15 protein-coding genes and 1 pseudogene are annotated in these 19,864 nt (G+C 68.4%); 13 read left to right on the plus strand and 3 right to left on the minus strand.

All coding sequences use genetic code 11. The features are described from left to right. Window positions 1-261: 261 nt before the first annotated feature. Complete coding sequence (locus AC1RUS_RS09495; RefSeq protein WP_492915379.1) at window positions 262-1,776, minus strand: tryptophan halogenase family protein; 1,515 nt, start codon at window positions 1,774-1,776, stop codon at window positions 262-264. Window positions 1,777-1,940: 164 nt separating this feature from the next. After that, entirely contained in the window at window positions 1,941-4,859 is a 2,919-nt protein-coding gene (locus AC1RUS_RS09500) for a TonB-dependent receptor (RefSeq protein WP_492915382.1), read from the minus strand. Window positions 4,860-5,177: 318 nt separating this feature from the next. Here AC1RUS_RS09500 and AC1RUS_RS09505 point away from each other — a divergent pair, with 318 nt between their 5' ends. The 13 genes and pseudogenes from AC1RUS_RS09505 (at window position 5,178) to AC1RUS_RS09565 (ending at window position 19,040) form a co-directional block, all read left to right on the plus strand. Further along, window positions 5,178-6,914 carry an IlvD/Edd family dehydratase gene (locus AC1RUS_RS09505; RefSeq protein ID WP_492915384.1) on the plus strand — a complete coding sequence of 579 codons (1,737 nt, stop codon included), beginning with the start codon at window positions 5,178-5,180 and terminating at the stop codon, window positions 6,912-6,914. After that, window positions 6,914-7,828 carry a 2-dehydro-3-deoxygalactonokinase gene (locus AC1RUS_RS09510; RefSeq protein ID WP_492915386.1) on the plus strand — a complete coding sequence of 305 codons (915 nt, stop codon included), beginning with the start codon at window positions 6,914-6,916 and terminating at the stop codon, window positions 7,826-7,828. Before AC1RUS_RS09505 ends, AC1RUS_RS09510 begins: the two co-directional genes overlap by 1 nt. Window positions 7,829-7,831: 3 nt before the next feature. After that, complete coding sequence (locus AC1RUS_RS09515) at window positions 7,832-8,446, plus strand: 2-dehydro-3-deoxy-6-phosphogalactonate aldolase (RefSeq protein WP_492915388.1); 615 nt, start codon at window positions 7,832-7,834, stop codon at window positions 8,444-8,446. A gap of 132 nt (window positions 8,447-8,578) precedes the next feature. Next, window positions 8,579-10,144: a sodium/sugar symporter gene (locus tag AC1RUS_RS09520; RefSeq protein WP_492915390.1), complete on the plus strand. Its 1,566-nt coding sequence runs from the start codon at window positions 8,579-8,581 to the stop codon at window positions 10,142-10,144. Between the two features lie 166 nt (window positions 10,145-10,310). Next, window positions 10,311-11,039: a FadR/GntR family transcriptional regulator gene (locus AC1RUS_RS09525; protein ID WP_492915392.1), complete on the plus strand. Its 729-nt coding sequence runs from the start codon at window positions 10,311-10,313 to the stop codon at window positions 11,037-11,039. Between the two features lie 130 nt (window positions 11,040-11,169). Continuing rightward, complete coding sequence (gene mgrA / locus AC1RUS_RS09530; RefSeq protein WP_492915394.1) at window positions 11,170-12,216, plus strand: L-glyceraldehyde 3-phosphate reductase; 1,047 nt, start codon at window positions 11,170-11,172, stop codon at window positions 12,214-12,216. Window positions 12,217-12,276: 60 nt separating this feature from the next. After that, window positions 12,277-12,480 (plus strand): annotated as a pseudogene (locus AC1RUS_RS09535) (helix-turn-helix domain-containing protein); the annotation flags it as partial. A gap of 151 nt (window positions 12,481-12,631) precedes the next feature. Then, window positions 12,632-12,991, plus strand: coding sequence for a hypothetical protein (locus AC1RUS_RS09540; protein ID WP_492915396.1), 360 nt, complete (start codon window positions 12,632-12,634; stop codon window positions 12,989-12,991). A 190-nt stretch (window positions 12,992-13,181) separates the two neighbouring features. Next, window positions 13,182-13,544 (plus strand): hypothetical protein, encoded by a 363-nt coding sequence (locus AC1RUS_RS09545; RefSeq protein ID WP_492915398.1) that lies wholly within the window; start codon window positions 13,182-13,184, stop codon window positions 13,542-13,544. A gap of 37 nt (window positions 13,545-13,581) precedes the next feature. Then, on the plus strand, window positions 13,582-14,040 hold the full coding sequence (locus AC1RUS_RS09550; RefSeq protein WP_492915400.1) for a hypothetical protein: 459 nt from the start codon (window positions 13,582-13,584) through the stop codon (window positions 14,038-14,040). A 48-nt stretch (window positions 14,041-14,088) separates the two neighbouring features. Further along, entirely contained in the window at window positions 14,089-14,721 is a 633-nt protein-coding gene (locus AC1RUS_RS09555) for a glutathione S-transferase family protein (RefSeq protein WP_492915402.1), read from the plus strand. A gap of 99 nt (window positions 14,722-14,820) precedes the next feature. Beyond that, window positions 14,821-15,957 carry an efflux RND transporter periplasmic adaptor subunit gene (locus tag AC1RUS_RS09560; protein WP_492915404.1) on the plus strand — a complete coding sequence of 379 codons (1,137 nt, stop codon included), beginning with the start codon at window positions 14,821-14,823 and terminating at the stop codon, window positions 15,955-15,957. Next, window positions 15,954-19,040: an efflux RND transporter permease subunit gene (locus AC1RUS_RS09565; RefSeq protein WP_492915406.1), complete on the plus strand. Its 3,087-nt coding sequence runs from the start codon at window positions 15,954-15,956 to the stop codon at window positions 19,038-19,040. Before AC1RUS_RS09560 ends, AC1RUS_RS09565 begins: the two co-directional genes overlap by 4 nt. Before the next feature lie 112 nt (window positions 19,041-19,152). Here the strand turns inward: AC1RUS_RS09565 and AC1RUS_RS09570 are convergent, their stop codons facing one another. Next, window positions 19,153-19,824: an arylesterase gene (locus tag AC1RUS_RS09570; RefSeq protein ID WP_492915408.1), complete on the minus strand. Its 672-nt coding sequence runs from the start codon at window positions 19,822-19,824 to the stop codon at window positions 19,153-19,155. Window positions 19,825-19,864: the final 40 nt, after the last annotated feature.

A 19,864-nucleotide genomic window follows, 5' to 3' on the forward strand; every position in this document is an offset into this window, starting at 1 on the left:
CTACCAGTTTTATTTGTATGATGATTCAACGATCGCTCGCCGCAGGTCGACGGCGCGGATCGAAGGGGCCTTGTCCGGTGGCTCAAAAAATCCGCGCATCGCCGCAGGTGACGATGCGCGGGGAGACTATCGCGTATTCTCGGGGAGAGTGAGCCCACGCGAGCCGAACCTGAAACCGGCGCGAACGCCGCCGAGGCCTGTCCATTTATAATCATATGAATGGAGCCGCCAAGCGAAATTGACAGCGCTATCGAAACCATCTCAGGCCGCATCCTGAGCGGCCTGGCAGGTGGCCGCGATGAAGGCCTCGTGGGTCGGCAGACGCGAGGCCAGACGGTGGATCACCTCGCCGATGCCCCGCACCTTGGCGGCGACGTCGGCCAGGGGCGCGACGTCGGCGAGGTGGTCGTAGTCGCGCGGCTCGATCCCCTGCCCCAGGAACACCGACAGCCAGCTAGGCTCGGCGAACAGCTGGTCGTCGAAGCGGGCGATCTTGGCGCGGCTGCGGAAGAGCTCGATCTTGTGGGCCAGGCTGTCAGGGATGGCCATGTTGCGGCAGTAGGCCCACAGCGGTTCGTCGCGCTGGTTGGCGTGGTAGTGAAGCACCAGGAAGTCGCGGATCTGCTCGTATTCGATGTGGGTCAGGCGGTTGTATTCGTCGATCGAGGCCGGGTCGCAGTCGGTCAGCGGCAGCAGCGACAGCAGACGGAAGGCGCCGGTCTGGACCATGTGGATGCTGGTGCTCTCCAGCGGCTCCATGAAGCCGCCGGCCAGGCCCAGGGCGATGACGTTCTTGTTCCAGGCCTTCTTGCGGCGGCCGGTGGTGAAGCGCAGCGGGCGCGGATCGGCCTGGGGCTTGCCGTCCAGATTGGCCAGCAGGGTTTCGGCGGCCGCGTCGTCGTCGATGAAGCCGCTGGAATAGACATAGCCGTTGCCGATGCGGTGCTGCAGCGGGATGCGCCACTGCCAGCCGGCCGCCCTGGCCGTCGCGCGGGTGAAGGGCGTCAGGGGCGAGGCGCTGTCGCAGGGCGCGGCCAGGGCGCGATCGCACGGCAGCCAGTGTGACCAGTCCTCGTAGCCGGTCTTCAGCGCGCCCTCGATCAGCAGGCCCCGGAAGCCCGAGCAGTCGATGAAGACGTCGCCCTCGATCCGCCGGCCGTCCTCCAGCTCCAGCGCCTCGACGAAGCCGTCCTCGCCGCGCAGCCTGACCTGGGCGATCTTGCCCTCGGTGCGCGTGACGCCCCGCGCCTCGGAATAGGCCCGCAGGTACTGGGCGTAGAGGGCGGCGTCGAAGTGGTAGGCGTAGCCCAGGCCTGGCACACCGGGCGGCAGCTCCTTGGGCGGCACGGCGAACTTGCCCAGGCGCGCGGCGACGGCGGCCATCGAATAGTCGTCCAGCCGGCCGCCCTGCCCGTGCTCGCGCAGCCGCATCCAGTAGTGGTGGAAGGCCACCCCGTCGATCGACGTGCCGTGCGGACCGAAGGGGTGGAGATATTCCGAGCCCTCGCGGGTCCAGCCCCGGAACTGGATGCCCAGCTTGAAGGTCGCCTGGGTCTTGCGGATGAAGTCGAACTCGTCGATCCCCAGCAGGCTGTTGAGGAACTGGATCGGCGGGATCGTGGCCTCGCCGACCCCGACCGTGCCGATCGCCTCGGACTCGACCAGCTCGACCGAGGCCACCTTGCCCTTGACCGCCTGGATCAGCACCGCCGCCGCCATCCAGCCGGCCGTGCCGCCGCCGACCACGACGAATTTTCGGAGAGGTTGCTCGGCCATGGCTGTCTCGTCGTTCAAGAGCGAACCTTAGAAATCCCTGTCATCCCGGCCAAGCGCGCAGCGCGCCGAGCCGGGACCGCCGGAAGCGCATGAGCTTGCCGTGGTCCCGGCTCTCCGCCTCGCTGCGGCCGGGATGACAGGTTGGGAGCGTCCGCGCCCGCAGCTTAGAACGTCCCCCGCAGCACGATCGAATACCGCCGGTCGGCGTCGACCCAGTTGTGGGCCGTCAGGCCTTCCTCGGGCTTGCCGGGATAGCTGACCAGGATCTTGGTGCGGGTGTTGGTCAGGTTCACCGCTTGCAGACCCACCTTCAGCTGTTCGGAGAAGCTGTAGAAGATCGAGGCGTCCAGCTGGCCGTAGTCGTCGTACCAGGCGGGGATGTTGATATTGGCCGCCGTGGTGGTCAGCAGGTAGCGCTCACGCCAGTTGTAGGCCAGGCGCGCCGAAACCTTGCCCAGGTCGTAGAGCGCCGCGACATTGTAGCTGGTCTTCGACATGCCCTCGAGCGGCAGCGACCCCGTGGCGACATTGGCCAGTTGCGTGGTGTCGTACGGATTGACCGCCGCGTTCCGCGCGCCCTTGCTGTCGATATAGGTGAAGTTGGCTTGCGCCCCGAGGCCTTTGAACAGGCCCGGCAGGAAGTCGTAGTACTGGTTGTAGCCGACCTCGAAGCCCTTCACCGTGCCGTGGCCGCCGTTGTAGGGCTGGGTCACCTCGACCATGCGGGTCACGCCGTTGTTGGTGAACTGGACGTTCTGCGTGCCGTTGGTGACGAAGTCGTAGATGTCCTTGTGGAACACCGCCGCCGTCAGGCTGCCGGTCGGGGCGAAGTACCACTCGACCGAGGCGTCGAACTGGGTCGAGCGCACCGGCTTCAGGTTCGGGTTCCCGGACGTCGCCGTGTACTTGTAGACGCAGTTGGCCTGCAGGCCGGTCGGCACGCTGTTGGCGCAGGTCGCCGTGCTGCTCGTCTGATAACCCACCGTCTGCGAGATGGCGAAGATCGGCTCCATCTGGACCAGGTCCGGACGGACGATCGACTTGGCCGCCGCGAAGCGGACGAACAGATCCGGCGTCACCTTGAGGCGCACGTTCAGGCTGGGCAGGACGTTGGTGTAGTCACGCCCGCCGATGAAGTCGCTGCGCGCGCCGTTGGAGAACTTCAGGTCGTCGGCCGGCACGCTGGGCGAACCCGCCGGGTTGAACAGCTGCAGGCCGCGGGCCTCGGTCTTGGTCTTGACCACGCGCAGGCCGATATTGCCGTCCAGCTCGCGGTCCTCGCCGCCGATCGTCACGTCGTGGCCGAAGCGCAGCAGACCGTAGACCGCCTGGGTCTTCTCCTTCTGGCGGTTGATGCCGCCATTGCCGCCGCCGCCCGTGAAGCCGTCGTAGTTCTGGTTGAACTGCGCCCACCAGCCGCCGTACTTCGTGGCCATCTGGGCGATGGTGGGGGCCCACTTGCCGTAGTCCTGCACCAGCTCCTCGCCCGGCATCACGAAGGTGGCCGGCAGCTGCACGTCGCCGCGGAAGAAATTGTCGAAGGTGTAGAGGCCGTAGTGGCCTGAATATTCCGGCAGCTTGTCGATCGTCGGCGCCGACCAGCTGGGGGCCACGGCCGCCCAGTTGTAGTTGGTCTCGCGGGTGGTGGCCTCGCGGAAGGTGTTGCGCACCCCGAACCGGAACGACTTCAGCCAGCTTCCGTCATCGAAGGTGTAGGCGCCGTCCAGACGCTCGGCCCACTCGCGCGCCTCGTTGCGGTCGTGGTGGTCCATGGCCGCGATCAGGTAGTAGCTGGCCGGGTTGGACGTATAGGCCTTGTCGTTGTTCATCGTGATCACCGGCGTGCTGCCGGTGACGTCCAGGCTGGCCGGCGAGGCGTCGCCGCTCAGCGCGTTGAACAGGGTGAAGTCGACGGTCTTGGTCTTGGCGTAGACGTGCTGGACGTCGGCGCTGAACGACCACTTGTCGCTGGGATTGTACTTCAGATTGAAGGCGTAGTCCGAGGTCACCGAGCTGCGCTCGGCATAGCGGGTGTCGATCGTCGACGAGCCCAGGCTGGTCCCGCCCGGCGAGCCCGCCAGCGTGCCCTTCAGGAAGTGGCCGCCGGTGTCATAGGTGAAGGTGGTGCCCGCCGCCGGGCCGTTACTGGAGCCCGGATTGAAGCCCACCGCGTGTTCGGTCGAGGCCTGCGAGGCCGATGAGCGCAGGAACTGCAAGCTGGCTTCCAGCTTGTCATTGGCCCGCCACTGCACGGCGCCGGCGATGCCCTTGCGCTCGCGATCGAAGTCCAGGCTGCGATAGCCGAAGCCGCCGGGGACATAGACCGTCTTGCCGGGCACGAGATCGGTGCGGGCGTAATAGGGATCGACCGAGATGGTGTCGGTGCGGCTCTTGAGCTTGGAGTCCGACAGGTCGACCAGGAAGCCCAGCTCGCCGATCGGGGTCTCCCAGCGGTCGCTGTAGAGCACCGAGCCGCTCGGCTTCCATTCCTTGGCGAGATCGCCGTACGAGCCGTCGATCGAATAGGCCAGGATGCGCTTGGCGCTGTCGAACGGCAGGCGGGTGCGCAGGTTGACCGTGCCGCCCAGGCCGCCCTCGACGATGTCGGCCGAGGGGTTCTTGTAGACGTCGATGCCGGCCATCAGCTCGGGCGGGATGTCTTCGAAGGACAGCGAGCGACCGCTCTTGGCCGAGAAGTTGTCGCGGCCGTTCAGTTCGCCGCGCACCCAGCTCAAGCCGCGCACCTGCACGCCCGAGCCCTCGACCGACAGGCGGTCGGCGTCGCGGCCGTCCGAGGTCCGGCCGATGGTCACGCCGGTGACACGCTGCAGGGCTTCCGTCACCGACCGGTCCGGCAGGGCGCCGATGTCGGTGGCGGTGATCGAGTCGACCAGCTGTTCGGCGTTCTGCTTGAGCTTCTGCGAGGACTGGATCGAGGCCCGCTGGCCCGTGACGACCACCTCCTCGACGGTGGTGTCCTTGACCGCCTCTTGCGCGAAGGCCGACGGCGCGGCCGCGCAGACGACCAGCGCCGAAGCGCCCGCCAGCATGAGCTTACGATACGACTGAGTGTGGCTTTGCATGCCTGTTTCCTTCCCCCGTTTCCTCGATCCGCCCCGGCCTTCTATTGCGCCGGTGACGTGCCCTTCCCGCTCGGGGAGGCACGATCTGTCGTTGTGTATAATCGTATAATTAGCGCCTTCAAGCGGAACTTGATAGCGCTATCATTTCATGGGTGAACGAGCTTTCTATGTCACAGGCGCTAAACCCAATGGGACCGGTCACATGGTCGGACCGAGATCAAATCCCCGCCCTGTCTCGGATTTGCGCTGATCCAAATAATATTATAAATGGCCGGCAAGGCGTTCAAAGGCCGGATCCAGCCGGCGATAGGGATGGTTATGAGTGACGGAAACGCGGGCAAGCGCCTGCGCAGCGGCGGGACCTACGGCAAGCTGGATCGTGACGGCTTCATCCATCGCAGCTGGATGAAGAGCCAGGGCCTCCCCGACGACGTCTTTGACGGCCGCCCGGTGATCGGCATCTGCAACACCTGGTCCGAGATCACCCCCTGCAACGCCGGCCTGCGCGACATCGCCGAGCACGTGAAGCGCGGCGTCTGGGAAGCCGGCGGCCTGCCGCTGGAATTCCCGGCCATCTCGCTGGGCGAGACCCAGATGCGGCCGACGGCGATGCTGTTCCGCAACCTGCTGGCCATGGACGTCGAGGAGTCCATTCGCGGCAATCCGATCGACGGCGTCGTGCTGCTGGGCGGCTGCGACAAGACCACGCCGGGCCAGATGATGGGCGCGGCCAGCGTCGACCTGCCCACCATCGTCGTCTCGTCGGGTCCGATGCTGAACGGCAAGTTCCGGGGCAAGGACATCGGCTCGGGCACCGACGTGTGGAAGTTCTCCGAGGCCGTCCGCGCCGGCGAGATGAGCCTGCCCGACTTCATGTCGGCCGAGAGCGGCATGAGCCGTTCGCCCGGCACCTGCATGACCATGGGCACCGCCTCGACCATGGCCGCCATCGTCGAAGCCATGGGCATGAGCCTGCCCTACAACGCCTCGATCCCCGCCGTGGACGCCCGCCGCGCGGCCATGGCCCACCAGACCGGCCGGACGATCGTCAAGATGGTCCACGACGGCCTCGTCATGTCGAAGGTCGCCACCCGCGCCGCCTTCGAGAACGCCCTGCGCGTCCACGCCGCCATCGGCGGGTCGACCAACGCCGTCGTCCACCTGCTGGCCCTGGCCGGTCGCCTGGGCGTCGAGCTGTCCCTGGAAGATTTCGACCACCTGTCGCGCGACGTCCCGCTGCTGGTCGACCTGCAGCCTTCGGGCCGCTTCCTGATGGAAGACCTGCACTATGCCGGCGGGCTGCCGGCGGTGATGAAGTCGATGGAAGCCTTCCTGACCCCCTCGGCCCTGACCGTCAGCGGCGTCCCGATCGGCGAACAGTACGACAAGGCGGAAGTCTGGAACGCCGAGGTGATCCGCACCCTGGAAAACCCCGTGAAGCCCGACAGCGGCATCTGGGTGCTGCGCGGCAACCTCGCGCCCGGCGGCGCGGTGATGAAGCCCAGCGCGGCCAGCCCCGAACTCTGCTCGCACACCGGCAAGGCCGTGGTGTTCGAGACCATCGAGGACTTCCGCGCCCGCATCGACGACCCCGAACTCGACGTCGACGAGACCTCGATCCTGGTCCTCAAGGGCTGCGGTCCCAAGGGCTATCCGGGCATGCCCGAAGTCGGCAACATGCCGCTTCCCCGCAAGATCCTGGAGAAGGGCGTGAAAGACATGGTCCGCATCAGCGACGCGCGGATGAGCGGCACGGCGTTCGGCACCGTCATCCTGCACGTCTCGCCCGAGTCTGACGCTGGCGGTCCGCTGGCCATCGTGCGCAACGGCGACCTGATCACGCTGGACGGCCCGACCCGTTCCCTGAGCCTCGCCATCTCCGACGAAGAGATGGAGACCCGCCTGGCCGCCTGGCGCGCCGATCCGCCGGCGCCCAAGGCCACGCGCGGCTATGCCAAGCTCTACATCGATCACGTGCTGGGCGCCGACAAGGGCGCGGACCTGGACTTCCTGGTCGGGTCGTCCGGCTCGGTCGTCACCCGCGAAAGCCACTGATGGACCAGGACGTCGTCATCGTCGGGGACTGGGGCACCTCGCGCCTGCGCCTGTGGCTGCGCCAGGGCAAGAGCGTCATCCATCGCCGCGACGGCCCGGGAGTCTCGGCCCTAGCCGACACGCCGGAGAAGACCTTCCTGGACCTGATCGGCGACTGGCGCGAGGCCAAGCCGGCCGGCGCGCTGCTGTGCGGCATGGTCGGCTCGCGGATCGGCTGGCGCGAAGCGCCCTACGCCGCCTGTCCGGCCGGCCCCGCCGACGTGGCCGACAAGGCCCTGCGCTTTGACGCCGTGGGCCTGCCGGTGACCCTGGTCCCGGGCCTGTCCTGCGTGAACCCGCTGGGCGGCCCGGACGTGATGCGCGGCGAGGAGACCCAGATCTTCGGCGCCCTGGCCTTGGACGGGACCTTGCGCGTCGGCCGCCACCTGCTGGTCCTGCCCGGCACCCACAACAAGTGGACGGTGGTCGAGGACGGCCGGATCATGGGTTTCGTCACCGCGCCGGTCGGCGAGACCTTCGCCCTGCTCAAGCAGCACTCCACCCTCGCGGCGGGCGGCGGCGCTCAGGCCGACGGCTCGCCGGAAGGCTTCGCGACGGGCCTGTCGCGCATCGCCGAGCACGGCGCGGCGCGCCTGCCCCACCTGATGTTCGAGACCCGGTCGCGACAGCTGCTCGACGGCCTCAGCCCCGCCGACGCCATGGGCTATCTGTCGGGCCTGCTGATCGGCGCGGACGTCGCCTCGGCCCGCGACTGGTTCGGCCCGATGGACGCCGTCACCGTGATCGGCGCGGGGGCCCTCAGCGATCTCTATGTCGAGGCCCTGGCCAAGATCGGCGTCGGCGCGTCCGTCGTCGATGGCGACGCGGCCGTTCTCGCCGGACTTTCGGCGATCTCCAGATCCCAGGAACAGTAGCTTATGACCCACGCCGCCCCTCCTCCCATCGTGGCCATCCTGCGGGGCGTGAAGCCCGACGAGATCGTCGCCATCGCCCAGGCCCTGGTCGACGCCGGGATCCGCGCCATCGAGGTGCCGCTGAACTCGCCCGAGCCGCTGGAGAGCATCCGCCGCCTGTGCGAGGCGTTCGGCGACACGGCCCTGTGCGGGGCCGGCACCGTGCTGACGCCCCAGGCGGTCGACGACGTCGCCGCGGCCGGCGGCAAGCTGATCGTCACCCCCAACACCGACCCGGAAGTGATCGCCCGCGCCGTGGAATTGGGCCTGACCGTCATGCCCGGCTTCGCTACGCCGTCGGAGGCCTTCGCCGCCGTGAAGGCCGGCGCCAAGGCGCTGAAACTCTATCCGGCCAGCAGCTTTGGCCCCAGCCACATCAAGGCGGTCAAGGACGTGCTGCCCAAGGACATCCTGGTCTACGCCGTCGGCGGCGTGGGCGCGGCCAATCTGGAGCCCTGGCTGAAGGCCGGCGTGGCCGGGATCGGCGTGGGCGGCGAACTCTATCGTCCGGGCTACACCGCCGAGCAGGTCGGCGAGAAGGCCGCCGCCCTGATCGCCGCCTGGACTTCGCAGACCTGATCGCGATGCGAAAACCTCGTCCTCGACAAGCTCAGGCTGAGGTTTTCGACTGACGCGGTCTTTCAGCGGACCTCACCCTGAGCCTGTCGAAGGGCGAGGTCCGAACAACAACAGTCCCTCGGGGGGAAACACGTGCAGACCATCGATTTCGTCATCCTGGCGATCTACGCCGTCGCCATCTTCGGCCTGGCCCAGTGGGTTTCCCGCGACAAGGGCGGCAAGCAGAAGGATTCCAACGACTACTTCCTGGCCGGCAAGGCCCTGCCCTGGTGGGCGATCGGCGCCTCGCTGATCGCCGCCAACATCTCGGCCGAGCAGATCATCGGCATGAGCGGCTCGGGCTACGCCCTGGGCCTGGCCATCGCGTCCTATGAGTGGATGGCGGCGCTGACCCTGTTGATCGTCGGCAAGTTCTTCCTGCCGATCTTCCTGAAGAACAACATCAGCACCATGCCGCAGTTCCTGGAGCAGCGGTACGGGCCCAGCGTCCGCAACGTGATGGCGGTGTTCTGGCTGATCCTCTACGTGTTCGTGAACCTGACCTCGATCCTGTGGCTGGGCTCGATCGCCATCCACACCGTGGCCGGCATCGACCAGATGACCGCCCTGGTGATCATCGGCGTCTTCGCCCTGGCCTATCAGCTGTGGGGCGGTCTGAAGGCCGTGGCCCTGACCGACATCGTCCAGGTGGCCCTGCTGATCACCGGCGGCCTGATCATCGTCTTCCTGTCGCTGACCAAGATCGGCCACGGCGACCTGATGGCCGGCTTCCACCAGCTGACCACCCAGTTCCCCGACAAGTTCGACATGATCCTGTCGCGCGACAATCCGCACTACAAGGACCTGCCCGGCCTGTCCGTGCTGTTCGGCGGCCTGTGGGTGATGAACGTCAGCTACTGGGGCTTCAACCAGTACATCATCCAGCGCGCCCTCGGCGCCAAGGACATCGCCGAGGCCCAGAAGGGCATCGCGCTCGCCGCTTATCTCAAGCTGTTGATGCCGGTGATCGTTGTGCTGCCGGGCATCGCCGCCCTGGTGCTGGTCCCTGGCCTGGCCAAGCCTGACCAAGCCTATCCGGAGATGATGAAGCTCCTGCCGCCCGGCCTGCTGGGCCTGGTGTTCGCCGCCCTGGTGGCCGCGATCGTCGCGTCGCTGGCCGCCAAGATCAACTCGATCGCCACCATCTTCACGCTCGACATCTACGCCAAGGTCAAGACCGGCTCGACCGAGCAGCACCTGGTCACCGTCGGCCGCATCACCGCCGTGGTCGCCGTGATCATCGGCATCCTGATGGCCAAGCCGCTGCTGGGCAAGGCCGAGCAGGCCTTCCAGTTCATCCAGGACTTCACCGGCTTCTTCACCCCGGGCATCGTGGTGATCTTCATGCTGGGCCTGTTCTGGAAGCGCGCCACCACCGCCTCGGCCCTGGTCGCGGCCATCGGCGGCGCGGCCCTGTCGGGCGCCTTCTTCGTGGCCGACAAGCTGGGCGTGTTCGTGATCCCGTTCATGAACCGCGTGGGCCTGGTGTTCCTGCTGACCCTGGCCGCCGCGGTCCTGGTCTCGCTGGTCGCGCCGCAGAAGAAAGAGGTCAATGTCGTGAGCCTGGAGGGGGTCAGCTACAAGACCACGGGCGGCTTCAACATCGCCGGTCTCGGCGTGATCGTGATCCTGGTCGCCCTCTACGCCGTCTGGTGGTGATCAAGCCGAAGGCCGGTCGCGAAGCTCGCGGCCGGCCGTCTGGTCAGCCGCCTTTTCCGCGACGGCCGAATATGCGCCAGCGGTTCCGGGTCAAGGCGAACCGCGCTACACAAGACGACAAGAGCGATTCAAGCTGCGCCGATTGCCGAGGAAAGAAGACTTGCGGATGCGCACCCAGCCCGGCCTCAGTTTGACCTACGGGCTTGTCGAGGCGCTGGGTCAGGCCATTGTCACCGGCGAGTACGTCCAGATCGGCTTCCCCACCGAGGGTGAGCTTTCCAAGCAGTTCGGCGCCAGCCGCACCGTCACCCGCGAGGCGGTCAAGATGCTGACCGCCAAGGGCCTGCTCAGCGCTCGCCCCCGCCACGGCACCGTGGTCGAGCCCGAGGCCGAGTGGAACCTGCTGGACCCCGACGTCCTGCGCTGGCTGCTGGAGCGCAAGTTCTCCTTACGCCTGCTGGCCGAGTTCACCGAGATGCGGCTGGGGATCGAGCCCGCCGCCGCGGCTCTCGCCGCCCGCAACGCCGACGAGGCCGGGCTGGAGGAGATCCGCAAGGGCCTGCGCCGGATGAAGGCCGCCGCCCAGGGCGAGGACGACGCCCTGTCGGCCGACATCGCCTTCCACATCGCCATCCTCAACGCGACCAAGAACCCGTTCTATCGCGAGCTGCACGAGCTGGTGAACACCGCCCTGCGCATCTCGATCCGCTTCACCAACCGCATCAAGGGCCGCACGGCGTCCATCCCCTCGCACGAGGACGTGGCCGAGGCGATCATCGCTCGCGACGCCGACAAGGCCTCCAAGGCCATGCGCGAGATCATCGTCGACGTGCTGGAACTGATCCGCGCCGCCTCGCCGTCGACGGAGAGCGAAGCGGCCCGCCGCGAGGCGTGATCCGTGGTCCGAGACCCTCGTCCTTCGACAAGCTCAGGATGAGGATCTCGACTAGACGCCGAAATAGCCCTCATCCTGAGCTTGTCGAAGGACGAGGGCGGTCCGCTTTGCACAGCCAGGAGCCCCCTCCATGCAGCCGCCCTACGTCGCCGCCGCCGATCGCTACGCCGCCATGCCCTACCGCCGCAGCGGCCGCAGCGGGCTGGACCTGCCGGCGATCTCGCTGGGCCTGTGGCAGAACTTCGGGGGCGAGGACGTGTTCGAGACCGGGCGCGCCATCCTGCGCCGGGCCTTCGACCTGGGCGTCACCCACTTCGACCTGGCCAACAATTACGGCCCGCCCTACGGCTCGGCGGAGGAGAACTTCGGCAAGGTGATGGCTGGCGACTTCAAGGCCCATCGCGACGAGCTGGTGATCTCCACCAAGGCCGGCTGGGACATGTGGCCGGGCCCCTATGGCGGCGTCGGCGGCTCGCGGAAGTACCTGATCGCCAGCTGCGACCAGAGCCTCAAGCGCATGGGCCTGGACTATGTCGACATCTTCTACTCGCACCGCGTCGATCCCAAGACGCCGCTGGAAGAGACCATGGGCGCGCTGGCCCGGCTGCATCGGCAGGGCAAGGCGCTGTACGTCGGCATCTCGTCCTACTCGCCCGAGCTGACCCGCCAGGCCCACGCGATCCTCAAGAGCGAGGGCGTGCCGCTGCTGATCCACCAGCCGTCCTATTCGATGCTCAACCGCTGGATCGAGGACGCCCTGCTGGCCGAGCTGGAGACCCTGGGCGTCGGCTGCATCGCCTTCTCGCCCCTGGCCCAGGGCCTGCTGAGCAACAAGTACCTGAACGGCGTGCCCAGCGACTCTCGGGTGGCCAAGGAAGGCTCGTTCGGCGGCCACCTGCTGAGCGCCGACAACCTGGAGCGCATCAAGGCCCTGAACGCCATCGCCCAGGCCCGCGGCCAGACCCTGGCCCAGATGGCGATCGCCTGGGTGTTGCGCGATCCGCGCGTGACGTCCGCCCTGATCGGCGCGCGCACCGTGGCCCAGCTGGAAGACTCGCTGGCGGCGCTGGACAATCTGGCCTTCTCGGCCGAGGAGCTGGCCCAGATCGACCGCCATGCCTCCGAAGGCGGCGTGGATCTGTGGAAGGTGTCTTCGGGTTTGGAGTCCGTCGGCTAATCGACGGACCGTTCGGTCACTTCTCTTGCTCAGCTTCTCGCCTCGCCTAAGATCGTAACCATGGACAATCAGGCGGGCCATCCGGCCAAGACGTCCACCGGCCTTGATCGTCTCACCGAGCGTGAGCGCGAATGCCTCCGCCTTGTCGATCGTCACCTCAGCTCCAAGGAGATCGCCCGTGAGCTGGGCCTCTCCAAGCACACCGTCGACTGGCACCTCGACAAGGCCCGCAAGCGGCTGGGCGCGCCTGATCGCTACGCCGCCGCGCGGCTGGCCTTCGACCGCGCCGACGCCCTGGCCCCCTCCGACGACAGGGGCCTCTCCCCCCCTCCGATCGGATCGGGGTCCGACGCGGCCCGGCTAGGCGCGCCCTCATCCTCGCGGTCACCTGACCGTGTTGATGAAGGAGCGTTTGGTGACCGAGTTGAACCCAAGCCAGAAGGACGCGATCGGCCGGGCGGCCTCCCTGCAGGAGGACGTCCAGAGGTTCCAGCGCGACTGGCCGACGCTGAGCTCGATCCACGACCAGCTTCCCCAGTTCACCTGGAGCCAGGTGGAGCGCCAGCTGATCAGCCTGTCGGCGACGCCGGCGGCGGCGGCGCTCGTCCGCGACCTGGTGAGCGCGACCCGCAAGCAGGCGCCGTTCAAGCCGACGGAGATGCTGCTGCGGGAGATCCTGTGCATCGCCAGCGCGGTGATGGACGAGACCTTCCCGGGGACCTCGGATCCCGAGGAATCCTCCTGTTCGGATTCGGAGGAGGGCCCAATGCGCTAAGCCCCCTCCAACGTCTGGTCTTCATCGTGGCCGTGATGCTGCTGACCGCCTTCGCGTTCGGTTCGATCCTGGCCGGGCTGCAAGCCCTGGAAGACCTCTTCCCCTCAAGACCCTAGGCCCGTTCAGGGCCTCTCACCCGACAATCCGAACACAGCAACGCCCCGACTCCGTCGGCGCGAGGAGACCGCTCATGCTCAAGCAACGCCGCCAAGCCGCCGACACCGTGGCCGAAGCCCTGTTCGCCGCCGAAAAGGCGATCGACGCCGCCATCTCCACCACCGCCAACCTGGCCGGCCTGATGCCCTCGACCCGCCAGGACGCCAAGCTCTCGGCGATGATCGGCCAGGACGCCCTGATGGCCGCGATCCAGACGATGCACGCCCTGGGCCAGGCCCGCGAGGGCATCGTCGACACCCACAAGCGCCTGACCGTCGCCCAGCGCGACATCGGCCTGTCGACGGTCTCGTTCGGCGGCGGCGGCGACAAGCCCCCGAGCCCCGAGGAAGTCACGCGCGGCTTCTCGATCGCCGCCGTGGCCCGCGACGCGGCCTGACCGGACGGGTCTCCGCCGACGCTCCGGCGGAGACCCTTTGCTTTTGGAGATCGGTGGCGTCACCTTGGGCGCGATGATCTTCCACTCGCTCTACCAATGGGCCAGCCTGATCGCCCTGGTGCTGGCGACCGGCGCCGGCCTCTGGCGCGGCCGCTGGCCCGAGCGCGCCGCCGCCGTGGCCATGATCGTCGCGTGGATGGCCACGGCCCTGTTCCTGAACGGCATGCAGCTGCTGGGCGTGCAGACCGGCGTCCTGATCATCGACACCCTGCTGCTGCTGACCCTGCTGACCATCGCCCTGACCTCCGACCGCTGGTGGCCGATGTGGGCCTGCGGCTTCCACGCCCTCAGCGTGATCCTCAACGTCGCCATGGTGGCCGATCCGGAGATCTGGACCCGGGCCTATTTCATCGCCGGCAACACCTTCAGCTACATGACCATGGCCGCCCTGTTCGTGGGGGCGATGAGCGCCCGCCGCGCGCCTCGCCCCGCCTGACGCCGCGTCACGGCAGACAGGCCGCGGGATTTCTGGTCCGCTCGGGGCATGCTGACCCTCCATCACTGCCGCGACGCCCGCTCGTTTCGCCCGCTGTGGGCGCTGGAGGAGCTGGGCCTGGCCTACGAGCTGAAGCTGCTGCCGTTCCCGCCGCGCTTCCTGGCCCGCGAGTTCCTGGACGAGAACCCGCTGGGCACCATCCCGCTGCTGGTCGACGGCGACACGCGGATGACCGAGTCCGCGGCGATGATCGAATATCTGTCGATGCGCCATGGCGGCGGCGCGCTGTCTGTGCGGCCCGACGAGCCCGGCTACGGCGCCTATCTGAACGGCCTGCTGTTCGGCGAGGCCACCCTGACCTTTCCCCAGACCCTGGTGCTGCGCTATGCGCGGCTCGAGCCCGAGGAACGCCGCCAGCCGCAAGTGGCCGCCGACTACGCCCGCTGGTTCCTGTCGCGGCTGAAGGGCCTGGACCTGATCCTGCGCGACCACGACTTCGCCGCCGCCGACCGCTTCACCGGCGCCGACATCTCGATCGCCTACGCCCTGCTGCTGGCCACCTCGCTGGGCCTGGCCAGCGACTTCCCGCCCGCCGTCGCCGCCTACTGGGCGCGGATGCGCGAGCGCGAGGGCTTCCAGCGCGCCCAGGCCGCCCAGGCCGATGGTCAGCCATCGCTCTGATAAGGCGGCGCTTTATCGTCTTACGATGATTTAACTCAGCGACCGCGGGTTTGTCGTCTAGAAGGCCCAATAGGGCTTTCAGGGACAACGGGGACAGTCGTGAACAACGGGATCATCAAGAAGCGCATCTTGCGTTCGAGCGCGGTATTGGTGGTTCTGAGCGTCGGCGCGATCGCCCTCGCCGGCTGCCAGGGCGGCGCGAAGAAGGCCAAGAAGGCCAAGAAGCCCGCCGGCGCCGTGGCCGCCCAGACGGTCGGCGTCGCCGTGGTCGCCTCCCAGGCCGTGCCCCGTCAGATCAACGCCACCGGCACCATCTCGCCCTGGGAAGAGGTCGTGGTCGGCGCCGAGACCGGCGGCCTGACCGCCGTGGGCGTCAGCGCCGAGGAAGGCCAGACCGTCCAGGCCGGCCAGGTTCTGGTCAAGCTCAACGACACCCTGCTCTCGGCCCAGCTGCGCCAGCAGGACGCCAGCGTCGCCAGCGCCAAGGCCACCCTGGCCGAGGCCGAGGCCGCCCTGCGCCGTTCGCGCGAGCTGCAAGCCAAGGGCTATCTGTCGCAAGCCTCGCTCGACACCAGCCTGGCGCGCCAACAGACCGCCTCGGCCCAGGTGGCCGCCGCTCAGGCCGCCCGCGGCGAGACCGCAGCCCGCCTGGCCCAGACCGCCATCCGCGCGCCCGTCGGCGGGCTGATCAGCCGTCGCAACGTCACCAAGGGCCAGATCGTCAGCACCGGCGCGGAGGTCTTCCGCATCGTCCGCGACAGCCGTCTGGAGCTGGACGCAGAGATCCCCGAGACCGACCTGCTGCTGGTCAAGCCGGGCATGCCGGCCACGATCGTCTCCGACAAGGTGGGCCAGGCTCAGGGCCGCGTCCGCATCGTCACCCCCGAGGTCAATGGCCAGACCCGCCTGGGCGTGGCCCGCGTGGCCCTGTCGACCATGGGAGGCTTCCGCCCGGGGATGTTCGCCCGCGCCACCATCCAGGCCGGCGACCAGCCCGCCCTGACCGTGCCCGCCGCCTCGGTGCTGTACCGCGAGAACCGCCCCGGCGTGTTCGTGGTCGACGCCAAGAACCACGTCCACTTCCGCCGCATCGCCATCCTGGCCAACACCGCCGACAGCATCGCCGCCAGCGGCCTGACCGCCGGCGAGCGCGTGGTGGTCGAGGGGGCCGGCTTCCTGGGCGAAGGCGACGCCGTGCGGATCGGCGCCGCCGCCCGCCAAGGCGCCGCCCAATGAACGGCATGTCTTCCTGGGCGATCAAGAACCCGATCCCCGTCATCCTGCTGTTCGTCCTGCTGACCATCGCGGGTCTGCAGGGCTTCGCCAGCATGCGGATCAACAACCGACCGGACGTCGATCTTCCCCTGGTGGTGGTGTCGGCCGCGCGCCCCGGCGCCGCGCCCAGCGAGCTTGAGACCCAGGTCACCCGCCTGATCGAGGACTCGGTCGCGGGCCTGGGCCAGGTGCGCCACATCAACTCCACCGTCACCGACGGCGTCTCCACGACCCTGATCGAATTCGAGCTGGGCGTCGACCTGGAGCAGGTGACCAACGACGTTCGCAACGCCATGTCCGGCCTGCGCGGCTCGCTGCCCCAGGACATGCAGGAGCCCAACGTCCAGCGCATCGACATCTCGGGCGATCCGCTGATCACCTATGTCGTCCGCGCGCCGACCCTGACGCCGGAGCAGCGCAGCTGGTTCGTCGACAACGACGTCAGCCGCGCGCTGCTGGCCCTCAAGGGCGTCGGCGAGGTCAATCGCCGAGGCGGCGTCAATCGCGAGATCGAGGTCGCGCTCGACCCCGATCGCCTGGCCGCGCGCGGCGTCACCGCCGCCGCCGTCAGCCAGGCCCTGGTGTCGTCCAACGCCGACCTGCCCGGCGGCCGCGTGACCATTTCCGGCTCCGAGCGCGCCATCCGCACCCTGGGCGCGGCCGGCTCGATCGAACAGTTGCGCGAGACCCGCATCCCCCTGGGTTCGGGCCAGAGCGTACGCCTGGGCGACCTGGGCGCCGTGACGGATCGCTGGGCCGAGCCGCGCTCACGGGCCCGCTACGACGGCCAGGAAGTCGTGACCTTCAGCATGGTCCGTTCGCGCGGGGCCAGCGAGGTCAAGACCGCCGAGAAGGTGCGCAAGGCCGTCGAGGCCCTCGACAAGGCCCACCCCGAGGTGACCATCGAGGAAATCACCTCCAGCGTCCGCTATGTCGAGGACAGCTACGTGGCCTCGATGGAGGCCCTGGTGCTGGGCGCGGTGCTGGCGGTGCTGGTGGTGCTGCTGTTCCTGCGCGACTGGCGCGCCACCCTGCTGGCGGCGGTGGCCATCCCGCTGTCGCTGTTCCCGACCTTCGCCGTCATGGCGCCGTTGGGCCAGTCGCTGAACGGCATCACCTTGCTGGCCCTGTCGCTGACCGTCGGCATCCTGGTCGACGACGCCATCGTCGAGATCGAGAACATCGTGCGCCACATGCGCGGCGGCAAGACGCCCTACGCCGCCGCCATGGAGGCCGCCGACGAGATCGGCCTGGCCGTGGTGGCCACCACCTTCACCATCGTGGCGGTGTTCGCGCCCGTCGGCTTCATGCCCGGCATCATCGGCCAGTTCTTCAAGGCCTTCGCCCTGGCCGCCTGCGTCTCGGTGCTGTTCTCGCTGGTCGTGGCCCGCCTGCTGACGCCGCTGATGGGCGCCTACATGCTCAAGTCGCACGGCGTGGAGGACAAGGATCCGGCCTGGATGCCGCCCTATCTGCGCAGCCTGAACTGGGCGCTGAACAATCGCTGGAAGGTCCTGTGGCTGGGCCTGCCGCTGTTCGTCGTCTCCATCCTGCTGGCCCGCGCCATTCCGTTCGAGTTCCAGCCCGCGGCCGATCGCGGCCAGGCGCCGTTCTCGGTGTCGTTGCCGCCCGGCGCGACGCTGGACGAGACCGACGCCATCGTCCAACGCATGACCAAGACCCTGCTTGCCCGCAAGGAAGTGGTCGGCGTCTACGCGTCGGTGGGCAGCGGCGGCGCGGTCAATACCGCCAGCCTCACGGCCGACCTGATCGACAAGCGCGAGCGCATGGGCCAGCAAGCCTTCAGCCGCATGATGGTCGACCAGTTCTCGGCCATTCCCGGCGCGCGTATCGGCGCGGGTTCGAACGGCGGCGGCGGTCCCAGCGACGGCAGCAGCTACACCCTGCGCCTGCTCAGCGACAACGGCCCCGCCCTCGAGGCCGCCGCCCGCAAGGTGGAAGCCGAGATGCGCAACGTCCCGGGCTTGGCGCACGTGGTCAACACCGCCGCCATCGCCCGGCCGGAGATCGTGGTCTCGCCGCGTCCCGACCAGGCCGCCCGCGCGGGCGTCTCGGCCGGCGCTATCTCGCAGGCGGTCCGCGTGGCCACCATCGGCGACGTCGACCAATCCCTGCCCAAGTACAATCTGGGCGACCGCCAGGTGCCGATCCGCCTGCGCCTGACCCAGGACGCGCGCCAGGACATGGCCGTGCTGCAGACCCTGAAGGTGCCCAGCGCCAGCGGGGCCGTGCCGCTGAACGCCGTGGCCGACGTGCGCTTCGGCGCCGGTCCCTCGCAGATCAGCCGCCAGGAACGCTCGCGCGTCGCCACCATCACCGCCGAGCTCGACGGCATCGTGGTGGGCGAGGCCAGCAAGCGCGTCCACGCCCTGCCGTCGGTCAAGAACCTGCCCGCCGGCGTCAAGGAAGTGCCGGCCGGCGACGCCGAGTTCATCAAGGAGATGGTCAGCGGTTTCGCGGGCGCCCTGATCACCGGCATCCTGCTGATGTACATGGTGCTGGTGCTGCTGTTCCGCAGCTTCGCCCACCCGATCACCATCATGGTGGCCTTGCCGCTGGCCATCGGCGGGGCGTTCGCCCTGCTGGTGCTGGCCAAGTCCAGCTTCTCGATCTCGACCTTGATCGGCATCCTGATGCTGATGGGCATCGCGGCCAAGAACTCGATCCTGCTGGTCGAGTACGCGATCATGGCCATGAAGAACGGCATGACCAAGCGCGAGGCGATCCTGGACGCCGCCCACAAGCGGGCGCGGCCCATCCTGATGACCACCGTCGCCATGGGCGCGGGGATGCTCCCCGTCGCGGTCGGGTTCGGCGGCGACGTCGAGTTCCGGGGACCGATGGCCATCGCCGTCATCGGCGGCCTGATCACCTCGACCCTGCTGTCGCTGCTCTACATCCCGGTGGTGTTCGTGCTGATGGACGGCCTGCGCACCCGCCTGCACAAGCGGATGGGCCGCAAGCCCGAGCATGGCCACGCCACGCCGACGCCGGCGACCTCCGCGCCGCTGATCGACGGGTAAGGCCATCCAAAAGCTGTCATCCCGGGCGAAGACCCGGGACCGCAGGACGCTCAGCGCTTGCCGCGGTCCCGGGTCTTCGCTTCGCTACGCCCGGGATGACAGCTTTCCGCGCTCAGGCCATCGTCCGCAACGCCGTGACCACGGTGGGCGCCAGGCGCTCGGCGACGATCCTGGCCCCGGCCGCGTTGGGGTGGATGCCGTCGCGCTGCATCAGCCGCGCCACGCCGACCACGCCGGTGACGAAGTCGGGGTGATAGGTCACGCCCATCTCGCGGGCCAGGTCCGGATAAAGGTTGGTGAATTCGCGTGCATAGGACGCGCCGATCAGCGGCGGAGCCCGTACGCCGGCCAGGACCACGCGGATCTTGCGGGCCTTCAGCTTGTCGATGATCCGGCGCAGATTGGCCTTGGTGGTCTTCGGATCGGCGCCCTGCAGCAAGTCGTTGCCGCCCAGGGCCACCACGCAGACGGTGGTGTCGGGCGAGACGCTGAAGTCGACGCGGGCCAGGCCGCCGCCGGTGGTGTCGCCCGAGACGCCCGCCCCGCGCACGCTCGCCTTGACGCCCAGACGCTCGAGCGCCGCCTGAAGTTGGGCGGGCAGGGCGTCGCGCGCCGGCAGGCCGAGGCCGGCGGTGATCGAGTCGCCCAGCACCGTGACGACCGGCGGCTTTGCCAGCGGCGGCGGCGGCTTTTGGGCCGACCACGCGCTGGAGGCGAACGCGCCCGCGCAAAATCCGAGAATAAGACCGCGTCTGTGCGGTCGCCGTTCTTTGATCGCCGTCATGGGTCTCTATCTAGGGATTGGGGCTGCAAGCTTAACGCAC

It is taken from the genome of Caulobacter sp. GW821-FHT10F06, from assembly GCF_058809215.1.

Bases quoted from the DNA above. Each gene is read 5' to 3' on its own strand.
- AC1RUS_RS09495 (WP_492915379.1), bottom strand. From the start codon at position 1,776: ATGGCCGAGCAACCTCTCCGAAAATTCGTCGTGGTCGGCGGCGGCACG.
- AC1RUS_RS09500 (WP_492915382.1), bottom strand. From the start codon at position 4,859: ATGCAAAGCCACACTCAGTCGTATCGTAAGCTCATGCTGGCGGGCGCT.
- AC1RUS_RS09505 (WP_492915384.1), top strand. From the start codon at position 5,178: ATGAGTGACGGAAACGCGGGCAAGCGCCTGCGCAGCGGCGGGACCTAC.
- AC1RUS_RS09510 (WP_492915386.1), top strand. From the start codon at position 6,914: ATGGACCAGGACGTCGTCATCGTCGGGGACTGGGGCACCTCGCGCCTG.
- AC1RUS_RS09515 (WP_492915388.1), top strand. From the start codon at position 7,832: ATGACCCACGCCGCCCCTCCTCCCATCGTGGCCATCCTGCGGGGCGTG.
- AC1RUS_RS09525 (WP_492915392.1), top strand. From the start codon at position 10,311: ATGCGCACCCAGCCCGGCCTCAGTTTGACCTACGGGCTTGTCGAGGCG.
- mgrA (WP_492915394.1), top strand. From the start codon at position 11,170: ATGCAGCCGCCCTACGTCGCCGCCGCCGATCGCTACGCCGCCATGCCC.
- AC1RUS_RS09545 (WP_492915398.1), top strand. From the start codon at position 13,182: ATGCTCAAGCAACGCCGCCAAGCCGCCGACACCGTGGCCGAAGCCCTG.
- AC1RUS_RS09555 (WP_492915402.1), top strand. From the start codon at position 14,089: ATGCTGACCCTCCATCACTGCCGCGACGCCCGCTCGTTTCGCCCGCTG.
- AC1RUS_RS09565 (WP_492915406.1), top strand. From the start codon at position 15,954: ATGAACGGCATGTCTTCCTGGGCGATCAAGAACCCGATCCCCGTCATC.
- AC1RUS_RS09570 (WP_492915408.1), bottom strand. From the start codon at position 19,824: ATGACGGCGATCAAAGAACGGCGACCGCACAGACGCGGTCTTATTCTC.